General features: G+C 65.8%; 22 protein-coding genes. 8 read left to right on the forward strand and 14 right to left on the reverse strand.

Going from position 1 to position 17,623, the window contains the following annotated elements; all coding sequences use genetic code 11:
* Positions 1–68: 68 nt before the first annotated feature.
* On the reverse strand, positions 69–443 hold the full coding sequence (gene cpdR / locus HZY97_RS07010) for a cell cycle two-component system response regulator CpdR (RefSeq protein ID WP_180142035.1): 375 nt from the start codon (positions 441–443) through the stop codon (positions 69–71).
* Positions 444–559: 116 nt separating this feature from the next.
* Between cpdR and HZY97_RS07015 the strand changes: the two genes are divergently transcribed.
* Positions 560–1,402 (forward strand): N-formylglutamate amidohydrolase, encoded by an 843-nt coding sequence (locus HZY97_RS07015; protein WP_373684312.1) that lies wholly within the window; start codon positions 560–562, stop codon positions 1,400–1,402.
* Positions 1,403–1,408: 6 nt separating this feature from the next.
* On the opposite strand, the gene HZY97_RS07020 is transcribed toward HZY97_RS07015, so the two are convergent.
* From HZY97_RS07020 to HZY97_RS07035, 4 genes are all read right to left on the reverse strand, one after another.
* Complete coding sequence (locus tag HZY97_RS07020; RefSeq protein WP_180142036.1) at positions 1,409–1,591, reverse strand: hypothetical protein; 183 nt, start codon at positions 1,589–1,591, stop codon at positions 1,409–1,411.
* Positions 1,592–1,804: 213 nt separating this feature from the next.
* Positions 1,805–2,350, reverse strand: coding sequence for a cytochrome b (locus HZY97_RS07025; protein ID WP_373684313.1), 546 nt, complete (start codon positions 2,348–2,350; stop codon positions 1,805–1,807).
* A 1-nt stretch (position 2,351) separates the two neighbouring features.
* Positions 2,352–3,134, reverse strand: coding sequence for a SapC family protein (locus HZY97_RS07030; protein ID WP_180142037.1), 783 nt, complete (start codon positions 3,132–3,134; stop codon positions 2,352–2,354).
* Positions 3,135–3,186: 52 nt separating this feature from the next.
* The gene (locus HZY97_RS07035) at positions 3,187–4,635 is read right to left on the reverse strand and encodes an FAD-binding oxidoreductase (RefSeq protein WP_180142038.1); all 1,449 of its coding nucleotides are present in this window, start codon (positions 4,633–4,635) and stop codon (positions 3,187–3,189) included.
* Positions 4,636–4,739: 104 nt separating this feature from the next.
* Here HZY97_RS07035 and HZY97_RS07040 point away from each other — a divergent pair, with 104 nt between their 5' ends.
* The 4 genes from HZY97_RS07040 to HZY97_RS07055 all read left to right on the forward strand — a co-directional run bounded on the left by HZY97_RS07040 (position 4,740) and on the right by HZY97_RS07055 (position 7,475).
* Complete coding sequence (locus HZY97_RS07040) at positions 4,740–5,195, forward strand: hypothetical protein (protein ID WP_257214944.1); 456 nt, start codon at positions 4,740–4,742, stop codon at positions 5,193–5,195.
* 92 nt (positions 5,196–5,287) lie between these two features.
* Positions 5,288–6,778 (forward strand): DEAD/DEAH box helicase, encoded by a 1,491-nt coding sequence (locus HZY97_RS07045; protein WP_180142040.1) that lies wholly within the window; start codon positions 5,288–5,290, stop codon positions 6,776–6,778.
* Positions 6,775–7,290 (forward strand): thioredoxin family protein, encoded by a 516-nt coding sequence (locus HZY97_RS07050; protein ID WP_180142041.1) that lies wholly within the window; start codon positions 6,775–6,777, stop codon positions 7,288–7,290. The genes HZY97_RS07045 and HZY97_RS07050 overlap by 4 nt, the downstream gene beginning before the upstream one ends.
* Positions 7,287–7,475: a DUF1289 domain-containing protein gene (locus HZY97_RS07055; RefSeq protein WP_180142042.1), complete on the forward strand. Its 189-nt coding sequence runs from the start codon at positions 7,287–7,289 to the stop codon at positions 7,473–7,475. The genes HZY97_RS07050 and HZY97_RS07055 overlap by 4 nt, the downstream gene beginning before the upstream one ends.
* Before the next feature lie 72 nt (positions 7,476–7,547).
* Here the strand turns inward: HZY97_RS07055 and HZY97_RS07060 are convergent, their stop codons facing one another.
* The 3 genes from HZY97_RS07060 to HZY97_RS07070 all read right to left on the reverse strand — a co-directional run bounded on the left by HZY97_RS07060 (position 7,548) and on the right by HZY97_RS07070 (position 9,814).
* Positions 7,548–8,186 carry a glutathione S-transferase family protein gene (locus tag HZY97_RS07060; protein WP_180142043.1) on the reverse strand — a complete coding sequence of 213 codons (639 nt, stop codon included), beginning with the start codon at positions 8,184–8,186 and terminating at the stop codon, positions 7,548–7,550.
* Between the two features lie 25 nt (positions 8,187–8,211).
* The gene (locus tag HZY97_RS07065) at positions 8,212–9,054 is read right to left on the reverse strand and encodes a dienelactone hydrolase family protein (RefSeq protein WP_180142044.1); all 843 of its coding nucleotides are present in this window, start codon (positions 9,052–9,054) and stop codon (positions 8,212–8,214) included.
* Between the two features lie 67 nt (positions 9,055–9,121).
* Positions 9,122–9,814 carry a helix-turn-helix domain-containing protein gene (locus HZY97_RS07070; RefSeq protein ID WP_180142045.1) on the reverse strand — a complete coding sequence of 231 codons (693 nt, stop codon included), beginning with the start codon at positions 9,812–9,814 and terminating at the stop codon, positions 9,122–9,124.
* A gap of 132 nt (positions 9,815–9,946) precedes the next feature.
* Between HZY97_RS07070 and HZY97_RS07075 the strand changes: the two genes are divergently transcribed.
* Both HZY97_RS07075 and HZY97_RS07080 read left to right on the forward strand, forming a co-directional pair.
* Positions 9,947–11,074, forward strand: coding sequence for an acyl-CoA dehydrogenase family protein (locus HZY97_RS07075; protein ID WP_180142046.1), 1,128 nt, complete (start codon positions 9,947–9,949; stop codon positions 11,072–11,074).
* A gap of 35 nt (positions 11,075–11,109) precedes the next feature.
* Complete coding sequence (locus HZY97_RS07080) at positions 11,110–11,919, forward strand: arylamine N-acetyltransferase (RefSeq protein ID WP_180142047.1); 810 nt, start codon at positions 11,110–11,112, stop codon at positions 11,917–11,919.
* Here the strand turns inward: HZY97_RS07080 and HZY97_RS07085 are convergent.
* From HZY97_RS07085 to HZY97_RS07100, 4 genes are all read right to left on the reverse strand, one after another.
* Entirely contained in the window at positions 11,916–12,605 is a 690-nt protein-coding gene (locus tag HZY97_RS07085) for a DUF1013 domain-containing protein (protein ID WP_180142048.1), read from the reverse strand. The two genes, HZY97_RS07080 and HZY97_RS07085, sit on opposite strands and share 4 nt — an antisense overlap.
* Positions 12,606–12,704: 99 nt before the next feature.
* Complete coding sequence (locus HZY97_RS07090; protein ID WP_180142049.1) at positions 12,705–13,727, reverse strand: glycosyltransferase family 1 protein; 1,023 nt, start codon at positions 13,725–13,727, stop codon at positions 12,705–12,707.
* 23 nt (positions 13,728–13,750) lie between these two features.
* A complete protein-coding gene (locus HZY97_RS07095; RefSeq protein WP_180142050.1) occupies positions 13,751–14,629 on the reverse strand; it encodes a UDP-2,3-diacylglucosamine diphosphatase in 879 nt (292 codons plus the stop codon).
* Between the two features lie 126 nt (positions 14,630–14,755).
* Positions 14,756–15,376 (reverse strand): glutathione S-transferase family protein, encoded by a 621-nt coding sequence (locus HZY97_RS07100; RefSeq protein ID WP_180142051.1) that lies wholly within the window; start codon positions 15,374–15,376, stop codon positions 14,756–14,758.
* Positions 15,377–15,575: 199 nt separating this feature from the next.
* On the opposite strand from HZY97_RS07100, the gene HZY97_RS07105 reads away from it, so the two are divergent.
* Positions 15,576–16,013 (forward strand): hypothetical protein, encoded by a 438-nt coding sequence (locus tag HZY97_RS07105; RefSeq protein ID WP_180142052.1) that lies wholly within the window; start codon positions 15,576–15,578, stop codon positions 16,011–16,013.
* On the opposite strand, the gene HZY97_RS07110 is transcribed toward HZY97_RS07105, so the two are convergent.
* Positions 16,006–16,593 (reverse strand): hypothetical protein, encoded by a 588-nt coding sequence (locus tag HZY97_RS07110; RefSeq protein ID WP_180142053.1) that lies wholly within the window; start codon positions 16,591–16,593, stop codon positions 16,006–16,008. The two genes, HZY97_RS07105 and HZY97_RS07110, sit on opposite strands and share 8 nt — an antisense overlap.
* On the reverse strand, positions 16,565–17,599 hold the full coding sequence (locus HZY97_RS07115) for an NAD(P)H-quinone oxidoreductase (RefSeq protein ID WP_257214945.1): 1,035 nt from the start codon (positions 17,597–17,599) through the stop codon (positions 16,565–16,567). The genes HZY97_RS07110 and HZY97_RS07115 overlap by 29 nt, the downstream gene beginning before the upstream one ends.
* Positions 17,600–17,623 lie beyond the last annotated feature (24 nt).

Raw genomic sequence — 17,623 nt, forward strand, 5'->3', positions numbered from 1 at the left:
TTGGCCTCTCGGCCGAAACGGGAAGCGGGCCTTTAGCGGGGCTTTTCGAGCCGCGCAACACCCAACCTTCAATTAAATCCGGCGTTCTCCGCCTCGAACAGCCGATCGACCTCCAGCACCAGGTCGCGCAGGTGGAACGGCTTGGAGAGCACGCGGGCCTGGGGCACCTGCTTGCCGGCCTTGAGCGTGACCGCCGCGAAGCCGGTGATGAACATCACCCGCATCTCCGGCGCGATCTCGCTCGCCTTCTGGGCCAGCTCGATGCCGTCCATCTCGGGCATCACGATATCGGTGAGCAGCAGGTCGAACTGCTCGGTCTCGAGCAGCGGAATCGCCGCGGTGCCGCGATCGACGGCACTGACCGCATAGCCCGAACGCTCGAGCGCGCGGGTGAGATATTCCCGCATCACGCGGTCATCCTCGGCCAGCAAAATCCGGATCATGTTCCCCCACTCGAAATCGACAGACGTCATCCTATACATCAAGCCCTTAAGATTTTCCGCCCTTTTCCTTGGGTCACGGCATTGCGGCGTGCGGAATCGGGGCATAGGCAGGGGCTGTGAGCGAGGCTTCCTTCGTCCGTCATGGTCCTGCAGAGCCGCTGAGCCCGGTGGTGCTTTCGGTGCCGCATGCCGGGCGCGACTATCCGGCAGCGCTCGTCGCGGCGCTGCGCGTGCCGGTGGAGGCGCTCCGGGGGCTCGAGGATCGTCATGCCGATGCGATCGCCCTCGCCGCCCGACGCGACGAGACCTTGTTCGTGGCAACGCGGCCGCGCGCCTGGATCGACCTCAACCGCGCCGAGCATGACCGCGACCCCCGCCTCGACGACGGTGCCTGGACGCATGGCGCGCCGCTTTCCGCCAAGATCCGATCGGGGCTGGGACTGGTGCCGCGGCGGGTGGGCACGGTAGGCGACATCTGGCAGCGCCGGCTGAGCGCCGACGAAGTCCAGCAGCGCATCCTTGCCGATCATCGTCCCTGGCACGCGGCGATCGCGGCGGCACTCGCGGCAGCGCGAGCCCGGTTCGGGGTGGCGGTGCTGCTCGACGTGCATTCGATGCCGCCGCTCGGCAATCCGGCGACTGCCGCGCGACTCGTGCCGGGCGACCGGTTCGGCAAATCGGCGGCGGCGCGCTTCCTCGGGCGGATCGAAGGGGTGGCGCGCGGACACGGCGTGCGGACCGCCGCGAACACCCCCTATTCGGGCGGGCATATATTGGAGCGCCACGGCGAGCCCCGCCGCAGCGTGCACGCGATCCAGCTCGAGTTCGACCGGTCGCTCTATCTCGATTCGGCGCTCGATCAGCCGGGGCCCGGGCTGACGGCGGCCGTACGATTGCTGCGGGACGTGATCGATGCGGTGGCGGACGAGGCGCTGCCGGGAGCGATCGCGGCGGAGTGAGGGCGATCAGTCGCGCGCAGCTATCGCGCTTTCGAGCCAGTGGATGCGCTTGTGGAACAGCTTGGTCATTTTGGCCGAGGTCGGGATGGTCAGACGCAGGCGCGCACGCGCGAGTTCAGCCTGCAATTCCTCCAGACTGAGCGCAGCCAGTTCGTCGTCACGATGGGGAACCCCGGAACGCTTGCCCATGCCGGCAATCTGCCGCGCTGACCGCCCTCCGCAAAGCCCAATAAAAAACCACCTCGTGGTTACCCACGAGGTGGCCAAGGTTCAGGGAGGAGACACGCCCGAGGGCGTGCCGTACAGCCTCACGAAAGGGGGGACATGAAGCCGTACAAGACCAAATATAATTGGGAGGCGAATTAGTTCAAGAGGCTGCGGGCGGCCGTTCTTGTAGAAAGATCAACCGTTTCGGCGGAGCCCCGGCGCCATGCGCGCGAGCACATTATCGCGCAGCAGGAAATGGTGGCGCAGCGCCGCGGCGATATGGATCACCACCAGGGCGGCCATCAGATAGCCGAGCAGTTCATGCGCATCATGCGCGGTATGCGCGATGTCCGGGGTCGCCGGCAGGACGGGGATCTTGAACAGCCCGAACCAGTCGATCGGGCGCGGCTTTTCCGGATTGGAGGAAAGCAGCCAGCCGGTGAGCGGCATGATCAGCAGCAGCGCATAGAGGAGGAAGTGCACCGCCTTCGCAGCGGCCTTCTCCCAGCCCGGCATGCGATCGGGCAGATGCGGGGGCTTATGCGCCAGCCGCCAGCCGATTCGGCCGAGGGTGAGCAGCAGCACGGCCATGCCCACCGATTTGTGGATCGGCATCAGGCCCCACGAACGCGGTATCGAGTCGTGGAACAGGCCGACCAGGATATTGAAGAGAACGAGCGCGGCGATCACCCAGTGGAAGGCAATCGCCCCCCGGCTGTAGCTATCGCCGCGCTCGATCACGTTAGGCGGTCGGCTGGACGAGCTGCGGCTCGGGCATCTTGCCCTGGCGCACCTGGCGGCCGAAAATGTCGCGCATCAGGCCCAGCGAGAAGAGATGGGCGTAGATGAGCGGCAGCATGCCGTTCTGCACGATCTTGCGCAGCTGATCGCCGCGCATCTCGTTCAGCTTGTTCTCGTCGATCATCATGAAGCCGCGATAGACGAAGGGCTGGCCCGAGCCTTCCGGCTGGATCGTGACTTCGCCGTCGATCAGCAGGTCGAGATCCTTGAGCTCCTTCATGAACTGGGCGGTGCGGGCACCGGCCTGTTCGAACTGCTCATTGAACTGCAGGATGCTCTTGGTGGTCTCGCTCGGCTCGCCATTCTCGAACAGCGGCTGGCCGTCCTCGAACGCGCCGACCGTATCGGTCGTCGGATCGAAGCACAGCGACAGCTCGTCGCTGTCCGGGCGCAGGCGCGCCAGCAGGTACGGATAGCGGCGGATATAGGCCGGCACGTAGAAGTTGGTCTCGTTGAGCGAGCCATCTTCGTCGAAGAAGGTGTTGATGCCTTCGTTCAGGCCCATCAGCGCCAGCGGAACCGGCTCTTCGCCCTGCGAAAAGACGATCGGCATGAAACGCTGCACCAGCGGGAATTCCTCCACGGTGACAGGAACCGCATGCTGCTTGGCAAGAAACGGTGCCTTGTCGGCCGAGCGCACCTTGAAATCGGCGTGCTGCTGGCTCGAGAGCGGCTGGATATCGTTGTAGAACAGAGGCAGCGACTGCTGCGGCGCGGAAGCCATCCTAAATCTCCTGGGAACTAAAATGTAATGTCTGGAATCCCGGGGGGCGGGTCTATGGCGTGCCAGCCTCCGGCGCAAGGCTTACGAGTTTGCCGGGATTTAGGATTCCGCGTGGATCCAGTGCCATTTTGATCGCTTTCAGCGCTGCGATGCGTGACGGCGGGCTCAAACGCTCCAATTCGGCACGCTTCATCTGTCCGATTCCATGCTCAGCCGAAATCGATCCGCCCTCGGCCACGACCAGGTCATAGACCAGGCTGGAGATCGCCGGACCGTCTCCCGCATACCAGCTGTCACGGTCTGCCCCCTTGGGCGCGCGCACGTGGAAATGAACATTGCCATCCCCCAGATGGCCGAAAGCCGTGGCGGTGGTGCCGGGGAAGCGGCGCTCGGCCTCGGCGGCGGCCGAGAGCATGAAGCCCGGCATCTTGTCGACCGGCACCGAAATGTCGTGCTGCATCGCCGGACCCAAAGCGCGCTCGGCCTCCGAGATCGAATCGCGGATATGCCAGAAGGCCTCGACCTGCGATTCGCTGGTCGAGATCACGGCATCTTCGGCGAGCCCGGCTTCGAACACCGGCTCAAGCAGGCGGCCGAGCAGCTCGGCCGGAGCTTCGGCGCCGGCTTCGGTGGCGACCGATTCGATCAGCACATGCCAGGCATGCCCGCCGGCGAGCGGCGAGCGCGTGCCGGGGATGTGGTGGAGCACATGGCCGAGAATCTCGCCCGGGATGATCTCGAAGCTCTCGATCGTCGTCGTGCGCGTTTCCATCATCCGCAGGATCTTCAGCGCGTCCTGGGGGCTGGCGACGCCCACCCAGGCGGCGGCGCGCTCGAGAATCGCGGGATAGAGGCGCAGCGTCGCAGCGGTGACGATGCCGATCGTCCCCTCAGCGCCGATCAGCAGCTGGGTAAGATCATAGCCGCGATTGTCCTTCTTGAGCGGGGCAAGCGCTTCGTACATCGATCCGTCGGGCAGCACTGCCTCCACTCCGGCGACGAGGTGGCGCATATTGCCGAAGCGCAGCACCTGGGTGCCGCCGGCATTGGTCGAGACCAGCCCGCCGATCGTCGCGCTGCCCTTGGCGCCCAAAGTCAGCGGGAAGCGGCGGTCCTGCTCGAGCACGGCATTGTGGAAGTTCGTCAGGATGACGCCGGCCTCGACCACCGCGAGATTGCTCACCGGATCGATCGAGCGGATCTTGTTCATCCGCCGGGTGGAAAGGAGCAGCGCCGAGCCGTCGCCGGGCGGAGTCGCGCCGCCGACCATGCCGGTATTGCCGCCCTGGGGCACGATCTTCACGCCGAGTTCGCCGGCGAGCTTGAGGATCTCGGCCACTTCCGCGGCCGACCCCGGCGAGAGCAGGGCCGGCGCGCTGCCGTGGTAGCGGCCGCGCCAGTCCGACTCCCAGGGCTCGATCTCATGCGGATCGGTGGTGACTGCCTTGGGGCCGAAGCGCTCCAAAACGGCGGCGACGAGCTGCTGTTGTGCTGGTGTCATGGCATTTTTGGGCTAGCACGATGGCAGGCAGTTCATCCACTGTTCAAACCTAGGTCGTACATAACCAACGCGAAATGCCGAATCCGCTTATTGCAACCTCCAGCTTGCTGCTCCTCGCCGTCGCGCCCGCCGCGCTGCCGGTTGGCGCACCCGACTGGTATGCAGTGACGGCGCGCCTTCAACAGCAGCAGGCACCCCAGCAGCAGGAGCGCGTGACGATCACCGTTCCGCGCGTCACCATCACCAGCAGCGCCACGATCGTGGTGCGCACTCGCAACCCGCGCATCGTCGAGAAGAAGACCAAGGACTGCGTGAAGATCCAGGACATCTCCGGCTTTGCGGGAGTCAACACGCCGGACAGCGTCGACCTGGTGCTGCGCGACGGCACGCTGCTGCGCGCCAAGCTGGGCCGCAATTGCCAGGCGCTGGGCTTCTATTCGGGCTTCTATGTGAAGACCAACAAAGACCAGAAGATCTGTGCGGGGCGCGATGCCTTTCGAGTCCGCTCCGGCCGTTCGTGCGACGTAGAGGGCTTCCGCACGCTCGAACTGGCCCGCTGAAACACCTCAACGCTTGACTTTCCCCGGCAAATCCGCAAGCGCGTGAAGGCTTCGCACGTGGGTTTTACCACGTCGATTTTCCGGAAAATTGCATGAGCTTTGCCGATCTCGGCCTTTCAGACGAACTTCTGCGCGCAGTGACCGACGCGGGCTATACCGAGCCCACGCCCATTCAGCGCCAGTCGATCCCCCCGGTCCTCATGGGGAAGGACCTTGTCGGCATCGCCCAGACGGGCACGGGCAAGACCGCTGCCTTCGTGCTCCCGATGATCGACATTCTCGGCGAAGGGCGCACCCGTGCGCTGATGCCGCGCTCGCTCATCCTTGAGCCGACGCGCGAGCTTGCTGCCCAGGTGGCGGAGAATTTCGAGAAATACGGCACCCACCACAAGCTCTCCATGGCCCTGCTGATCGGCGGCGTGCAGATGGGCGACCAGGTGAAGGCGCTCGAAAAGGGCGTCGACGTGCTGATCGCCACGCCGGGCCGGCTGATGGACCTGTTCGGCCGCGGCAAGATCCTGCTCAACGGCTGCTCGCTGCTGGTGATCGACGAGGCGGACCGGATGCTCGACATGGGGTTCATCCCCGACATCGAGGAAATCTGCACCAAGCTGCCAAAGGAACGGCAGACGCTGCTCTTCTCGGCGACGATGCCGCCGGTGATCAAGAAGCTGGCCGACAAGTTCCTCAACGATCCCAAGCGCGTGGAAGTCGCCCGCCCGGCATCGACCAACACCAACATCACGCAGTTCCTCATCGAGACCACGACGATGAAGAAGCGCGAGGTGCTGCGTGCGCTGATCGAGGCCGAGAACGTCCAGACCGGCATCATTTTCTGCAACCGCAAGACCACAGTGCGCGAGCTCAACAAGAGCCTGCAGCGCCACGGCATCCGCTCGGCCGAGATCCATGGCGACATGGACCAGCCGGCGCGGATCGCTGAGCTCGAGCGGTTCAAGCGGGGCGACGTCAACATCCTCGTCGCCTCTGACGTCGCCGCCCGCGGGCTCGACATCAAGGGCGTCAGCCACGTCTATAATTTCGACGCACCCTGGCATCCGGACGATTATGTCCACCGCATCGGCCGCACCGGTCGCGCCGGCGCGAAGGGCATCGCCTATACGCTGGTGACCAAGGAAGACGCCGAGAACGTCGCGAACATCGAGAAGCTCACCGGTCACAAGATCAACCGGGTCAAGCTGAAGGGTGCCCCTGCCCCGTCTGCCGACGAGGAGCAGGAGGAAGCGCCGCGCGGCCGTGGCCGTGGTCGCAAGACCGAGGAAGACAAGGCGCCGCGCGCCCGTTCGCGCGGCAAGAAGGAAGAGCCGGGCAGCGAAGCGCCGCAGGCCGAGGAAGAAGTACGGCGCGAAGAGCCCCGTCGCGAGCCGGCACGGCGCGAGGAGTCGCGACGCGACGAACCGCGGCGCGAGCGGCGTCCCCGTGAGGACCGTCCGCGCGACGAACAGCCGCGCCGCGACAATCGCCGCCGCGACGAGCGCGACCCCAATCGCGACCTGGGACCGGACGAGGGCTGGAACGGCCCGATCCCCGACTTCCTGAACTACACGCTCGCCGCCGAATGATCCGCCGCGCAGGGCTGGTCCTTGCGCTGGCGGGGCTGGCGCTGCCCGGTGCGGCGCTGGCCCAGCCGGCCGCGCCGCGGCTGAAGGCGCGCTCGATCGCGGCGCTGCCGCTGCCCCTGCCCGCGCCCTATGACGACAGCCGGGATGCGCGAAAGGACGTCGACGCCGCGATCGCCCGGGCGAAGAAGTCGGGCAAGCCGGTCCTCATCGATTTCGGCGCCAATTGGTGCGTCGATTGCCGCGTGCTGGCAGGCATCTTCGAACTGCCCGACATGCAGGGCTGGATGACGCGCAACTTCGAGCTGGTCCAGGTCGATATCGGTGAGTTCGACCATAATCTCGACCTGCCCCGCCGCTTCGGCAGCACCCGGCTCGATGCCGTGCCGGCGATCCTGATCGTCGATCCGCGCACCGGCAAGCTGCGCAACCCGAAGGACGTGATGGGCCTGAGCGACGCGCGGATCATGCAGCCGCAAGCCGTAGCCGACTGGCTCGCGCGCTGGACGAAATGATCGAATATGTGCCGATCGTGGAGAGCCCCTGCGTCAGCATCTGCGTGATGGACGCGGGCACCGGCTGGTGCATCGGCTGCGGCCGCACGATCGACGAGATCGGCCGCTGGGGCGAGACCGACCAGGCAGACCGCGACGCGGTGATGGACCAGCTGCAGGCACGGATGGAGCAGCTCGAGCGCTAGACCCGTGGGGCGCGGCAGGTTCTAGATCGCGCTTCGCACCGACTCGGCAAATGCCCGAACCCCCTGTTTGGATCAGGCCGGCGTCTTCGCCGCTTCCAGCTCTGCCGCCAACGCATCGTCCTTGGCCGCGGCGCGCTGGAAGGCTTCGCGGCTGGTCAGCCGCTCAAAATAGGCCGTGAAGGCATCGCGCTTGGGGAGCGTGCCGAACATCGTGCCCCAACCCACTGCCGAACCGACATAGATATCTGCCGCGGTGAAGCGGTCGCCGGCGATGTACGGGTGCGCCGACACTGCCTTTTCGAGCACATCGACCGTGAGATCGTAATTGCCATAGCCGAACATGCGGCCCTGCTCGGGCTTGGGCACGAACTGGGCGGCGTGGTTGGTCACCGCCTGCTCGACCGGGCCGGCGGCGAAGAACAGCCAGCGATAATAATCGGCGCGCTCCCTGGCATTGGGGGCAATGCCCGCTTCCGGAAAGGCCTCGGCCAGATAGGCGCAGATCGCGGCGCATTCGGTGACGATATGGCCGTTATGGACGATCGCCGGCACCTTCCCCATCGGGTTGATGCCGAGATAATCCCCGCCCTTCATCGTCGTGCCATATTCGACGACCTGCGTCTCATAGGCGGCCCCCGCCTCCTCCAGCGCCCAGCGGGCAATGCGCCCGCGCGATTGGGGATGGGTGTAGAGGATCAGATCGTCGGCCATGGCTTCCTCCGATGTCAGTGATGGATCAGAGCGTCTTGAAGGTCTCGAGCAGACGATCCCACGCCCTGTTCGCCTGATCTGCATTGTAGACCTGGCTGTCCGGCGGGCACCAACCGTGCATCGTGCCCTTGTAGACTTCGATCTCGGCCGGCTGGTTGCTGGCGGCGAAGGCGGCCTTGAGCTTGTCCTTGTCGGTCGGCGACCGCGTATCGTCATTCTCGGCGATCGCGATCAGCCAGCGCGCCTTCATGCCGGGGACCAGCGCGATCAGCCCGTCGGCGGCGAGCCCGCCGCCATGGAAGGTCGCGCCGCCATGGACGCGCGCGGGTGCTGCCGCGGCAGTGTACATGACCATCGGGCCGCCCATGCAATAGCCGGTGCTGCCCACGCCGCGCTTCTTGTCGACTTCCTTCTGCCCGTCGACCCAGGCGACGAACGCCTTGGCATCGCGCATGGTGGCGTCGGGGGTGAGCAGCGTTCGCCACGGGCCGACCTGCGCCTTGAGCGCATCGTCAAAGCCCTGCCCTTCCTTGACGAAGGGGGTCCTGGTCGAGCGGTAGAACTGGTTGACGGTAAGCACCGCATAGCCCGACTGGGCGAGCCGGTCGGCCATCTGGCGGAAGGCGGGGCGCAGGCCGAAGATATCGGGCCAGACGATCACGGCAGGGTGCTTGCCGGTGGCGGGCGCGACAAAATAGGCGTCGCAGCTGCCATCGGGCGTGACGATGGTGACGTCGCGGCCCTTGATCTCGGCAGCGTTGGCCGGGATCGGCAGCAGCGCAACCATGCCCGCTGCGGCGGCGCCGGCGCTGAATTCACGGCGAGTCAGGAAGCGCTCGTTATCGGCGGCGGTCAGCTCGTCACACATGGGATCCCTCGCATTATCCTCGCGACCCGAGTCGCGGGGGCGAGGCTACACCGCCCGCCCGCCCCCGTCATGCCGCGAGGCGTTGGGCCCGGGCATGCGGCGCGAACGGGCTCAGCCCCAGCCAGCGCTGCATGTTCGCCGCAATGCCGGGGTCACCGGTAAGCAGCAGCGCCTCGCTATCGATTGCCGCGCGCACCGTTTCATAGCCCATCCAGATCGCCGTCATCGTCCTGAGGTCCGACGAGACGAACAGGTCGACGTCGAAGCCGGGATCGACCGTGCACAGATCGACTTCGCCATCAGGCTCGACCACCAGCCAGGCACGGCGCTTGGCCTCGGGCTGGTCGGTGAAGCACAGCAGGATGACGCAGCGCCGCGGCGGCAGCGGCGTGGGATCGAGGTGGCGGCGCATGTCCCATACCAGCAGCTGGGCATCGAGCTGCTCGAGCGACAGGTCGTGCGACACCCAGCGCTGGCCCCAGATGCCGAACGCCTCGACCACGGGAGTCAGCTCGCGCCCCGCCTCGGTCAGGTGATATTCCGCCCCGCCTTGCCCGCGCTCGACGATGCCGGCGCATTCGAGCTCCTTCAGCCGCTGCGAGAGCAGGGCCGGCGACATGCGCGGCACGCCGCGGCGCAGGTCGTTGAAGCGCGTCGATCCGGCAACCAGCTCGCGCAGCAGCACCACCGTCCAGCGCGTGCACAAGATCTCCGCCGCCATCGCGACCGGGCAGAATTGCTTGTAGCTCCCTTGCGTCATTCCCAATCCTTCACGAACGTGCAGTGAAACTAGTTCAGACTCTGTACCGGGCAAGTTCAGTTTCTGAACTGGAGCATGCCCGGAATGATAGGCGATCGGGGTGCCGACCAATCGACCAAAGAGGGAATGACGATGGAAAGCAAAGCAGGCGTGCGCGACTGGATCGCCGAGGCCAAGGTTATCGCAGCAGAGATCGAAGGCCATGCCGATCGTCACGATGCCGAGGAAAGCTTCGTGACCGAAGGCTATGCGCGACTGAAGGACGCAGGATTCTTCAAGGCGCTGGTGCCGGTGGAACTGGGCGGCGGCGGGGCGGACTTTGCCGAGATCTTCGGCGCGATCCGCGTGCTGGGTGCCGCATGCGGATCGACCGCGCTGGCCTTTTCGATGCACACGCATCTGGTCGCCGCCGCGGTATGGCGGCGCGAGCATCAGGCCGCACCGACCGAGGGGCTGTTGCGCCGCGTGGCGGGCGAAGACCTGATCCTCGTCTCGAGCGGCGGCTCCGACTGGCTGGACAGCGCCGGCACTGCAGAGAGGGTCGAAGGCGGCTTCCGGATCACCGCGCGCAAGGCGTTTTCCAGCGGATGCCAGATGGGCGATCTGCTGATGACCAGCGCCGTCTATGACGATCCCGAGGCCGGGCCGACGGTGCTCCATTTCGGCGTGCCGCTGAATGCCGAGGGCGTGACGATCGCGGATGCCTGGCACGTGCTCGGCATGCGCGGCACCGGCTCGCACGACCTGGTGCTCGACAAGGTGTTCGTCGCGGATGCCGCGGTGGCCGGACGGCGGGCGCAGGGCAAGTGGCACATGCTGTTCCATGTCATCAGCATGATCGCCTTCGGGTCGATCTATTCGGCCTATATGGGCGTGGCCGATGGCGCCCGGCGGCGCGCGCTCGAGATCGCCCGCACCCGCAAGCCCGATCCCTATCTGCTTGCCCGGGTGGGCGAGATGGAGAATGCGCATGTCGCAGCGGACCTGGCGCTGCGCGAGATGATCGACATCGCCTGTGCCGGCACGCCGAGCCAGGAGACGACCAATCGGCTGATGATCTGCCGCACGCTGCTTGGCGAGGCGGCGATCGATACGGTGACGCGCGCGATGGAGGTCGCCGGCGGCGCCGCCTTTTACCGCAAGGCCGGGCTGGAACGCGCCTTTCGCGACGTGCAGGGCGCGCGCTTCCACCCGCTGCAGCGCGAGCCGCAGCTGGCCTTGGCCGGGCGCGTGGCGCTGGGGCTCGACATCGACGGCTGAGCCCGCCATGCGCCGCTGTCAGGGGAGAGCGGCGCATGGATCTTCAGGCCTATTTCGCGCGGACCGGGGGCGAGCGCCCCACCGCGCCCGACCACGCCGCGCTGGCCGTGCTGATCCGCACGCATCTGGCGAGCTTCCCCTTCGAGAATCTCGACGTGCAGCTCGGCCGGCCGGTGTCGATCGACCCGGACGCGATCTTCGACAAGCTGGTGACGCGTGGGCGCGGCGGCTGGTGCTTCGAGCAGAACGGGCTGTTCGGCCGGGTGCTCGAAGCGCTGGGCTATGAGGTACGGCGCATTTCGGCAGGGGTGATGCGGCAGGTGCAGGGCGAGATGGCGATGGGCAACCATCTCGCGCTCCTGGTGACGCTGGAGGAACAGCCCTGGCTGGTCGATGTCGGCTTTGGCGGCATCCTGACCGGGCCGCTGCCGCTGGCGGTGGGCGACGAAGCGCATGCGCCCTATCGCTGCGGCTTGCGCGAAGTCGAAGGCTATTGGCGTTTCGAGGAGCGCTACGCCGACGGTGATCCGTTCAGCTACGACTTCACCACCGGCCCCGCCGACGAGGCGCTGTTCGCCCAGCGCTGCGGCGATCTGCAGACCCGGCCCGAATCGCCCTTCGTCCAGAATCTCGTCGTCCAGCAGCGCCGCGGCGATCGCCACATCAATTTGCGCGGGCGCGTGCTCGTCGAGCGCGGGCCCGAGGGCGAGACGCGTGAGCTGCTCCAGAACGCAGAAGCGCTGGTCGAGCGGCTCGACCAGCGCTTCGGTTTGGCGGTGCCGGAAGCAGCAGGCCTATGGGACGCGATCTGCGCCCGCCACGTCCTGCTGTTCCCCGACGCTTAGCCGTTATTGGTACGGAACAGCGTCTCGGCGGTGTGCTCGACCGGGGCCGCAGGAGCGTCCTCGCCAGTAGCATCGGCTTCGCGTGCCGCGGCGGTGCGCTCGGCGCGGAGCTGTTCGATCAGCGCCTCGCGGTCGCCTTCCAGGCGGGTGTCGGTCGGTGCCTCGATGCCGGCGGCCTTGGCGGCCTTGGCGACAAGCGCATCGAGCTCGCGCTGGCTGGTGAGGCCGAGCGTCACCGGATCCTTCGGCGTGATGTTCGCGATGTTCCAGTGGCTGCGGTCACGAATCGCGGCGATCGTGGTGCGGGTGGTGCCGATCAGCTTGCCGATCGCGCCGTCCGAAATCTCCGGATGGTTGCGCAGGATCCAGGCGATGCCGTCCGGCTTGTCCTGGCGCTTCGAGACCGGCGTGTAGCGCGGGCCCTTGGTGCGGCGGACCTGCTCCGGGCCCTTGAGCATCTTGAGGACGTAGTTCGAGTCCTTCTGGCCCTTCTCGATCTCGTCCATCGTCAGTTCGTGCGCGCGCACCGGATCGCGGCCGGTGAGCTTGGTCGCGGCGGTGTCGTCGGCGATCGCCTGGACCTCGAGGATGTGCAGACCACAGAACTCGGCGATCTGCTCGAAGGTGAGCGAAGTTTGCTCGACCAGCCAGGAAGCGGTCGCATGCGGCATCAGCGGCTGGGCCACTTACAGTCTCCAGAAATAGAAAGGGCCGCCCATCACGGGCGGCCTGTAACGGCGCTGACTTAATGCCAGAAAGCGGCGGGGGCAAGGAAGAAGCGCGCGTTATGCCGCAGCGCGATCTCCATATAGCGGATAGAGCGCGTTGAGGAACTGGCGCGCGCTGGCTTCCCAGGTGAAGGTGCGGCCATAAGCGGCGCAGGCGGCGCGGTCCCTGGTCAGCGCCATGCCGATGGCCTGGGTCAGGTCCTCGCTCATCGCGCCGGTCTCGGGCGTCAGCACGTCGATCGGGCCGGTGACCGGATAGCCCGCCACGGGCACGCCGCAGGCCAGCGCCTCGATCATCACCAGCCCGAACGTGTCGGTCTTGCTCGGGAAGACGAACACGTCCGCCGCAGCATAAGCGGAGGCGAGTTCGGCGCCGAACATCGGGCCGAGGAACTTCGCCTCAGGGAAGCGCGCCTGGAGCGACGTGCGCGCCGGACCGTCACCCACCACCACCTTGGTGCCCGGATGCGTCGTCTTGAGGAACGCCTCGATATTCTTCTCGACCGCAACACGGCCGACATAGAGCTGCACAGGGCCGGGCAGGTCCTTCATCGCGGGATGCGGCGCCAGGCCCGGGTGGAAATTGGCCAGGTCCACGCCGCGGCCCCAATGCTTCACATGGGCAAGCCCGTGGTCGGTCAGCGACTGGCGGATCGACGGGGTCGAAGCGAGGATCGCCTGGCTCGGCGCATGGAACCACTTGATGTACCGCCAGATCCACTCGGCCGGCACGCCCGAGCGCGCCGAGACATAGTCGGGGAACTGGGTGTGATAGGCAGTGGTGAAGGGCATTTCGTGCCGGATGCACCAGCGCCGCGCGGCGACACAGAGCGGCCCCTCGGTCGCCAGGTGGATCGCGGTCGGGTTGAACGCCTCGAGCATCGCGCCGACGCTGGCCACTCGGGCGAGCGCCAGGCGGATCTCCGGATAGGTCGGGCATGGCAGCGAATAGAAGAGATCGGGCGAGATCACGATGACCTTGTGCCCCTGCTTTTCCAGTACGTCGCGCACCGACTGCAGCGTGCGCACGACTCCGTTCACCTGGGGCTCCCAGGCGTCTGTCACTATGGCTATCCGCACGGGTCCGACCTCCGTTGCCGCCGTCACGCAGCCGCCAGTCTGACCCCGGACGCTGTGTCGCTTTCGCGCTTCGCCATCTCTTCGGCCCAATGGAGAATTTCCATCGTACCGTCGTAGTGCTCAACGAGCGCGGTGCAACCCTCCACCCAATCGCCGTCATTGTAATAGGCGATGCCTTCGATGTCCCGCATCTCGGCCGTGTGGATATGTCCGGCGATCACGCCGTCGACTCCCCGCGCACCGGCTTCGTGCGCGACGATCTCTTCGAACTTGGAGATGAACTCCACAGCATTCTTGACCTTGGCCTTGGCGTATTTGCTCAGCGACCAATAGGGCATGTCCATCCAGCGGCGGACCCGGTTCACCATGCGGTTGAGGCCCATCATCATCTCGTAGGCGGCGTCGCCCAGATGCGCGAGCCAGCGGTGCGACATGGTGATCGCGTCGAACTCGTCGCCGTGCAGCACCAGCAGGCGGCGGCCATCGGCGGTGGTGTGGATCGCCTGGCGGCGGATATGCACGCCGCCGAAGTTCAGGCCCGAGAACTGGCGGAACATCTCGTCGTGATTGCCCGGGATATAGATGATCTCGGTGCCGCGCTTGGCGCGCTTGAGGAAGCGCCAGACGATGTCGTTGTGCGAATCGGGCCAGTAGAAGCGCTTCTTGAGCGCCCAGCCGTCGAGGATGTCGCCGACCAGGTACATCAGGTCGCAATCGACATGGTCGAGAAAGTCGATCAGCATCTCGGCATTGCAGCCGCGCGTGCCGAGATGGACGTCGGAGATCCAGACGGTGCGGTAGCGCTTGCGCTCGGTGATCGCCTTTTCCGGAATCGACGGTGTCGATGCGTGAAAATCCGCGATGTGCTGCGCGTCAAACGGAAGCCTGGTGATCGTCGCCATGTTGCCCAGCCCTGCAACTGCCCTTGCCTGGGGGGCTAAATGGCTGGGAAATATGACATTTAGAATCGTTCGCAGTTCATGCAGATGTCACACGAATCTGCATAATGGGCAGCTTACCCCTGAGACTCACGCTGTGATCGGAATGTGCCGCGGCAGCGCCGCCACCCGGTCAAGCCAGGCGCGGACATTGGGATAGGGCTGGAGGTTAAACCCACCTTCCTCCGCGACATGGGTATAGGCGTAGAGCGCGATGTCGGCGAGCGTCAGGCGGTCGATCACGAACCAGTCGCGCTTCTCCAGATGCTCGTCCATCAACGCCAGCGCCGCCTCGCCCGCTGCCTGCTTGCCAGGCAGATTCGCGCGCTGGACGTCGTTCAGGTTGTCGAACCCGAACCAGCCCTTCCAGAAGCGCACGGTCGCGACATTGGGCTCGTGGTTATATTGCTCCCAGAACAGCCAGCGCAGCATGTCTGCGCGCTCGAACCGGTCGTGCGGGATCAGGTCGCTGCCGTCCGCCAGATAGAAGCAGGCGGCGTTGCTCTCGGGCAGGAAATCGTCCGGTCCGACCTGGAGCACCGGGATGCGGCCATTGGCGTTGACCTGGCCGAGAAACTCGGATGTCCGCGTCTCGCCCTTCACGATGTCATAGTCGCGCCGCGCGAGCGGAATGCCGAGATGCGCAGCGGTGAGCCGGATCTTGTAGCAATTGCCCGACGGGGCATATTCGTGAAGCACCAGCGCCGACATAATCCCTCCCTTTGAAGGGGTCCTTTCAGACCCGAAGGCGCGCTTCGTCAAACAAATAGCAGCAACGCATACATAAGCATGGCTTATGATTACAGAAGCTTAACCCTCAGGTTAGCGCCATGCAGTAACGCTTCGACCTATAAGAGAGTACGAAATATATGCGTTTTTGAAGGGAATGGGAGACGTGCAAGGCCTCGAGTTGATCCAACACGAGCATCGTGAGCTGGTGCGGCTTACCGATGCGGTGCTCGAGGTGGTGGGCGATCCGGCGTCAGCCATCGAGCAGATCGCCGCAGCACGCCACGCGCTGGGCCAGTCGGTCATCCGTCACGTCACCAACAAGCAGAAGATCATCACCGCGACGCTGCAGGCCAGTGCCGATCCCGCGCACCAGCAGCTCGCCTGGCGCTTCACCGAAGACCTGATGAAGCTGCGCCAGAGCACCAGCGAACATTATGGCGTTTGGACAATGTCGCGCATCGGCGAAGACCGGCAGGGCTTCGCTGTCGCGGTGCGCTACCAGCGCCGGCTGCTCCGCGCGCGGATCGCTTGGGAGGAAAGTTCGGTGTTCCCGATCGTCGCCGAGCTGCTTTCGCCCGCCGCGCAGACGCCGAGGCGCGCCGCCGGGATCAGATGATCCCGTTCTCCGCACGCCAGCGCACCACGCGGCGATGCCAGAGCCAGATCGCCAGCGCCAGCCCGGCAAGGAACAGCCATCCCCACAGATGCTGCCACCACGGGATCATGCTTGTCGCGCGCAGGTCGCGGCCATTGGCCTTGTTGAGCGCGGCATGGCCGATCTCGTTGAGCGGTGCCGCGACGACGCCCCAGTCCGAGCTGAAGAACAGCACATGGCCATATTCAGCCGAATACCAGAAGGGCATGCCGAGAAAGGTCGTCTCGCGCACTGAATAACCCAGCTTGGGATCGCTCATATGAGCATAGGAGGGCACGGGCTGCTCCAGCCCCAATTGGCTGCGCTTGATCGCGATATATTGCTCGACCTTGCTGGGCCGGCGCTGGATGTGCACGCCGTAATCGTCGATCGCCATGATCATGTCGCCCAGTTCGGGCGGCACTTTCACCGCGGCGAGCTCGTCGACGACCGGACGATCGGTCAGGAACCAGTAGCGATCCGATAACAACAGCGACCCGACCAGCACGATCGCTAGCAGGCCGACGACCAGCTTAAACGGCAGATCCTTTTTCAGATTCATCGAGACCCTCCCCCAAGGTGAGGACGATCTTACCGATATGCTCGCCCGATTCCATACGGGTGTGCGCCTCCGCGGCCCGGGCGAGCGGGAACACCGCGTCGATCACGGGCTTGAGCTTCCCCTCGGCGACGAACGGCCAGACATTGCGGTGGAGCTCGTCGGCGAGCAGCGTCTTGAACTCCACCGAGCGCGGGCGGAGCGTCGAGCCGGTAAGCGTCAGCCGCTTGCGCATGATCTCGAAGATCGGGATCGTCGCCTGCATCCCGCCCTGCACCGCGATCGAGACATGGCGGCCGTCCTCGGCCAGGCACTGAAGGTTGCGCGGCACATAGTCGCCGCCGACCATGTCGAGCACAATGTTGACGCCCTTGCCGCCGGTGATCTCCCTGACCCGGGCGACGAAATCCTCGCTCTTGTAGTTGATCGCGTGATCGGCGCCGATTTTCCGCGCGGCTTCGCACTTCGCGTCCGATCCGGCGGTGACGATGATCGTCAGCCCGAACAGATTGGCGAGATGGATTGCCATCGTGCCGATGCCGCTGGTACCGCCATGGACGAGGATCCAGTCGCCATCCACCGCCCAAGCGCGCTCGAACACATTGCTCCACACGGTGAACAGCGTCTCGGGGATCGCCGCCGCCTCGATCATCGTGATCGCGGGCGGCACCGGCAGGCACTGGCCATAGGGCGCCACAGCATATTCGGCATAGGCACCGCCGGCGATCAGCGCGCAGACCGGCTGGCCGAGCACCTCACGCGGGACGTCCGCACCGACCGCGACGATCCTGCCCGAAATCTCCATGCCCAGGATCGACGGCGCGCCGGGCGGCGGCGGGTACATCCCCTTGCGCTGCATCACCTCGGGCCGGTTCACCCCGGCAGCGGCGACCTTGACCAGCACTTCGCCCTGCCCCGGCGTCGGCACCGGACGCTCGACCGGCACCAGCACCTCGGGTCCGCCGGGCGCCTCGGGGTCGATTGCCAGCATCGTTTCCGGAAGACCCATCGGCTCGTCGCTTTCGCACACAGA

The organism is Sphingomonas sp. R-74633 (genome assembly GCF_013416555.1).
In the GTDB taxonomy this organism is placed as follows: domain Bacteria; phylum Pseudomonadota; class Alphaproteobacteria; order Sphingomonadales; family Sphingomonadaceae; genus Sphingomonas.

Coding starts and splice junctions, on each gene's coding strand:
- HZY97_RS07065 (WP_180142044.1), bottom strand. CDS start 9,054: ATGTGTGACGAGCTGACCGCCGCCGATAACGAGCGCTTCCTGACTCGC.
- HZY97_RS07110 (WP_180142053.1), bottom strand. CDS start 16,593: ATGAATCTGAAAAAGGATCTGCCGTTTAAGCTGGTCGTCGGCCTGCTA.
- cpdR (WP_180142035.1), bottom strand. CDS start 443: ATGATCCGGATTTTGCTGGCCGAGGATGACCGCGTGATGCGGGAATAT.
- HZY97_RS07080 (WP_180142047.1), top strand. CDS start 11,110: ATGGATCTTCAGGCCTATTTCGCGCGGACCGGGGGCGAGCGCCCCACC.
- HZY97_RS07055 (WP_180142042.1), top strand. CDS start 7,287: ATGATCGAATATGTGCCGATCGTGGAGAGCCCCTGCGTCAGCATCTGC.
- HZY97_RS07020 (WP_180142036.1), bottom strand. CDS start 1,591: ATGGGCAAGCGTTCCGGGGTTCCCCATCGTGACGACGAACTGGCTGCG.
- HZY97_RS07045 (WP_180142040.1), top strand. CDS start 5,288: ATGAGCTTTGCCGATCTCGGCCTTTCAGACGAACTTCTGCGCGCAGTG.
- HZY97_RS07070 (WP_180142045.1), bottom strand. CDS start 9,814: ATGACGCAAGGGAGCTACAAGCAATTCTGCCCGGTCGCGATGGCGGCG.
- HZY97_RS07060 (WP_180142043.1), bottom strand. CDS start 8,186: ATGGCCGACGATCTGATCCTCTACACCCATCCCCAATCGCGCGGGCGC.
- HZY97_RS07050 (WP_180142041.1), top strand. CDS start 6,775: ATGATCCGCCGCGCAGGGCTGGTCCTTGCGCTGGCGGGGCTGGCGCTG.
- HZY97_RS07035 (WP_180142038.1), bottom strand. CDS start 4,635: ATGACACCAGCACAACAGCAGCTCGTCGCCGCCGTTTTGGAGCGCTTC.
- HZY97_RS07115 (WP_257214945.1), bottom strand. CDS start 17,599: ATGGGTCTTCCGGAAACGATGCTGGCAATCGACCCCGAGGCGCCCGGC.
- HZY97_RS07030 (WP_180142037.1), bottom strand. CDS start 3,134: ATGGCTTCCGCGCCGCAGCAGTCGCTGCCTCTGTTCTACAACGATATC.
- HZY97_RS07095 (WP_180142050.1), bottom strand. CDS start 14,629: ATGGCGACGATCACCAGGCTTCCGTTTGACGCGCAGCACATCGCGGAT.
- HZY97_RS07075 (WP_180142046.1), top strand. CDS start 9,947: ATGGAAAGCAAAGCAGGCGTGCGCGACTGGATCGCCGAGGCCAAGGTT.
- HZY97_RS07100 (WP_180142051.1), bottom strand. CDS start 15,376: ATGTCGGCGCTGGTGCTTCACGAATATGCCCCGTCGGGCAATTGCTAC.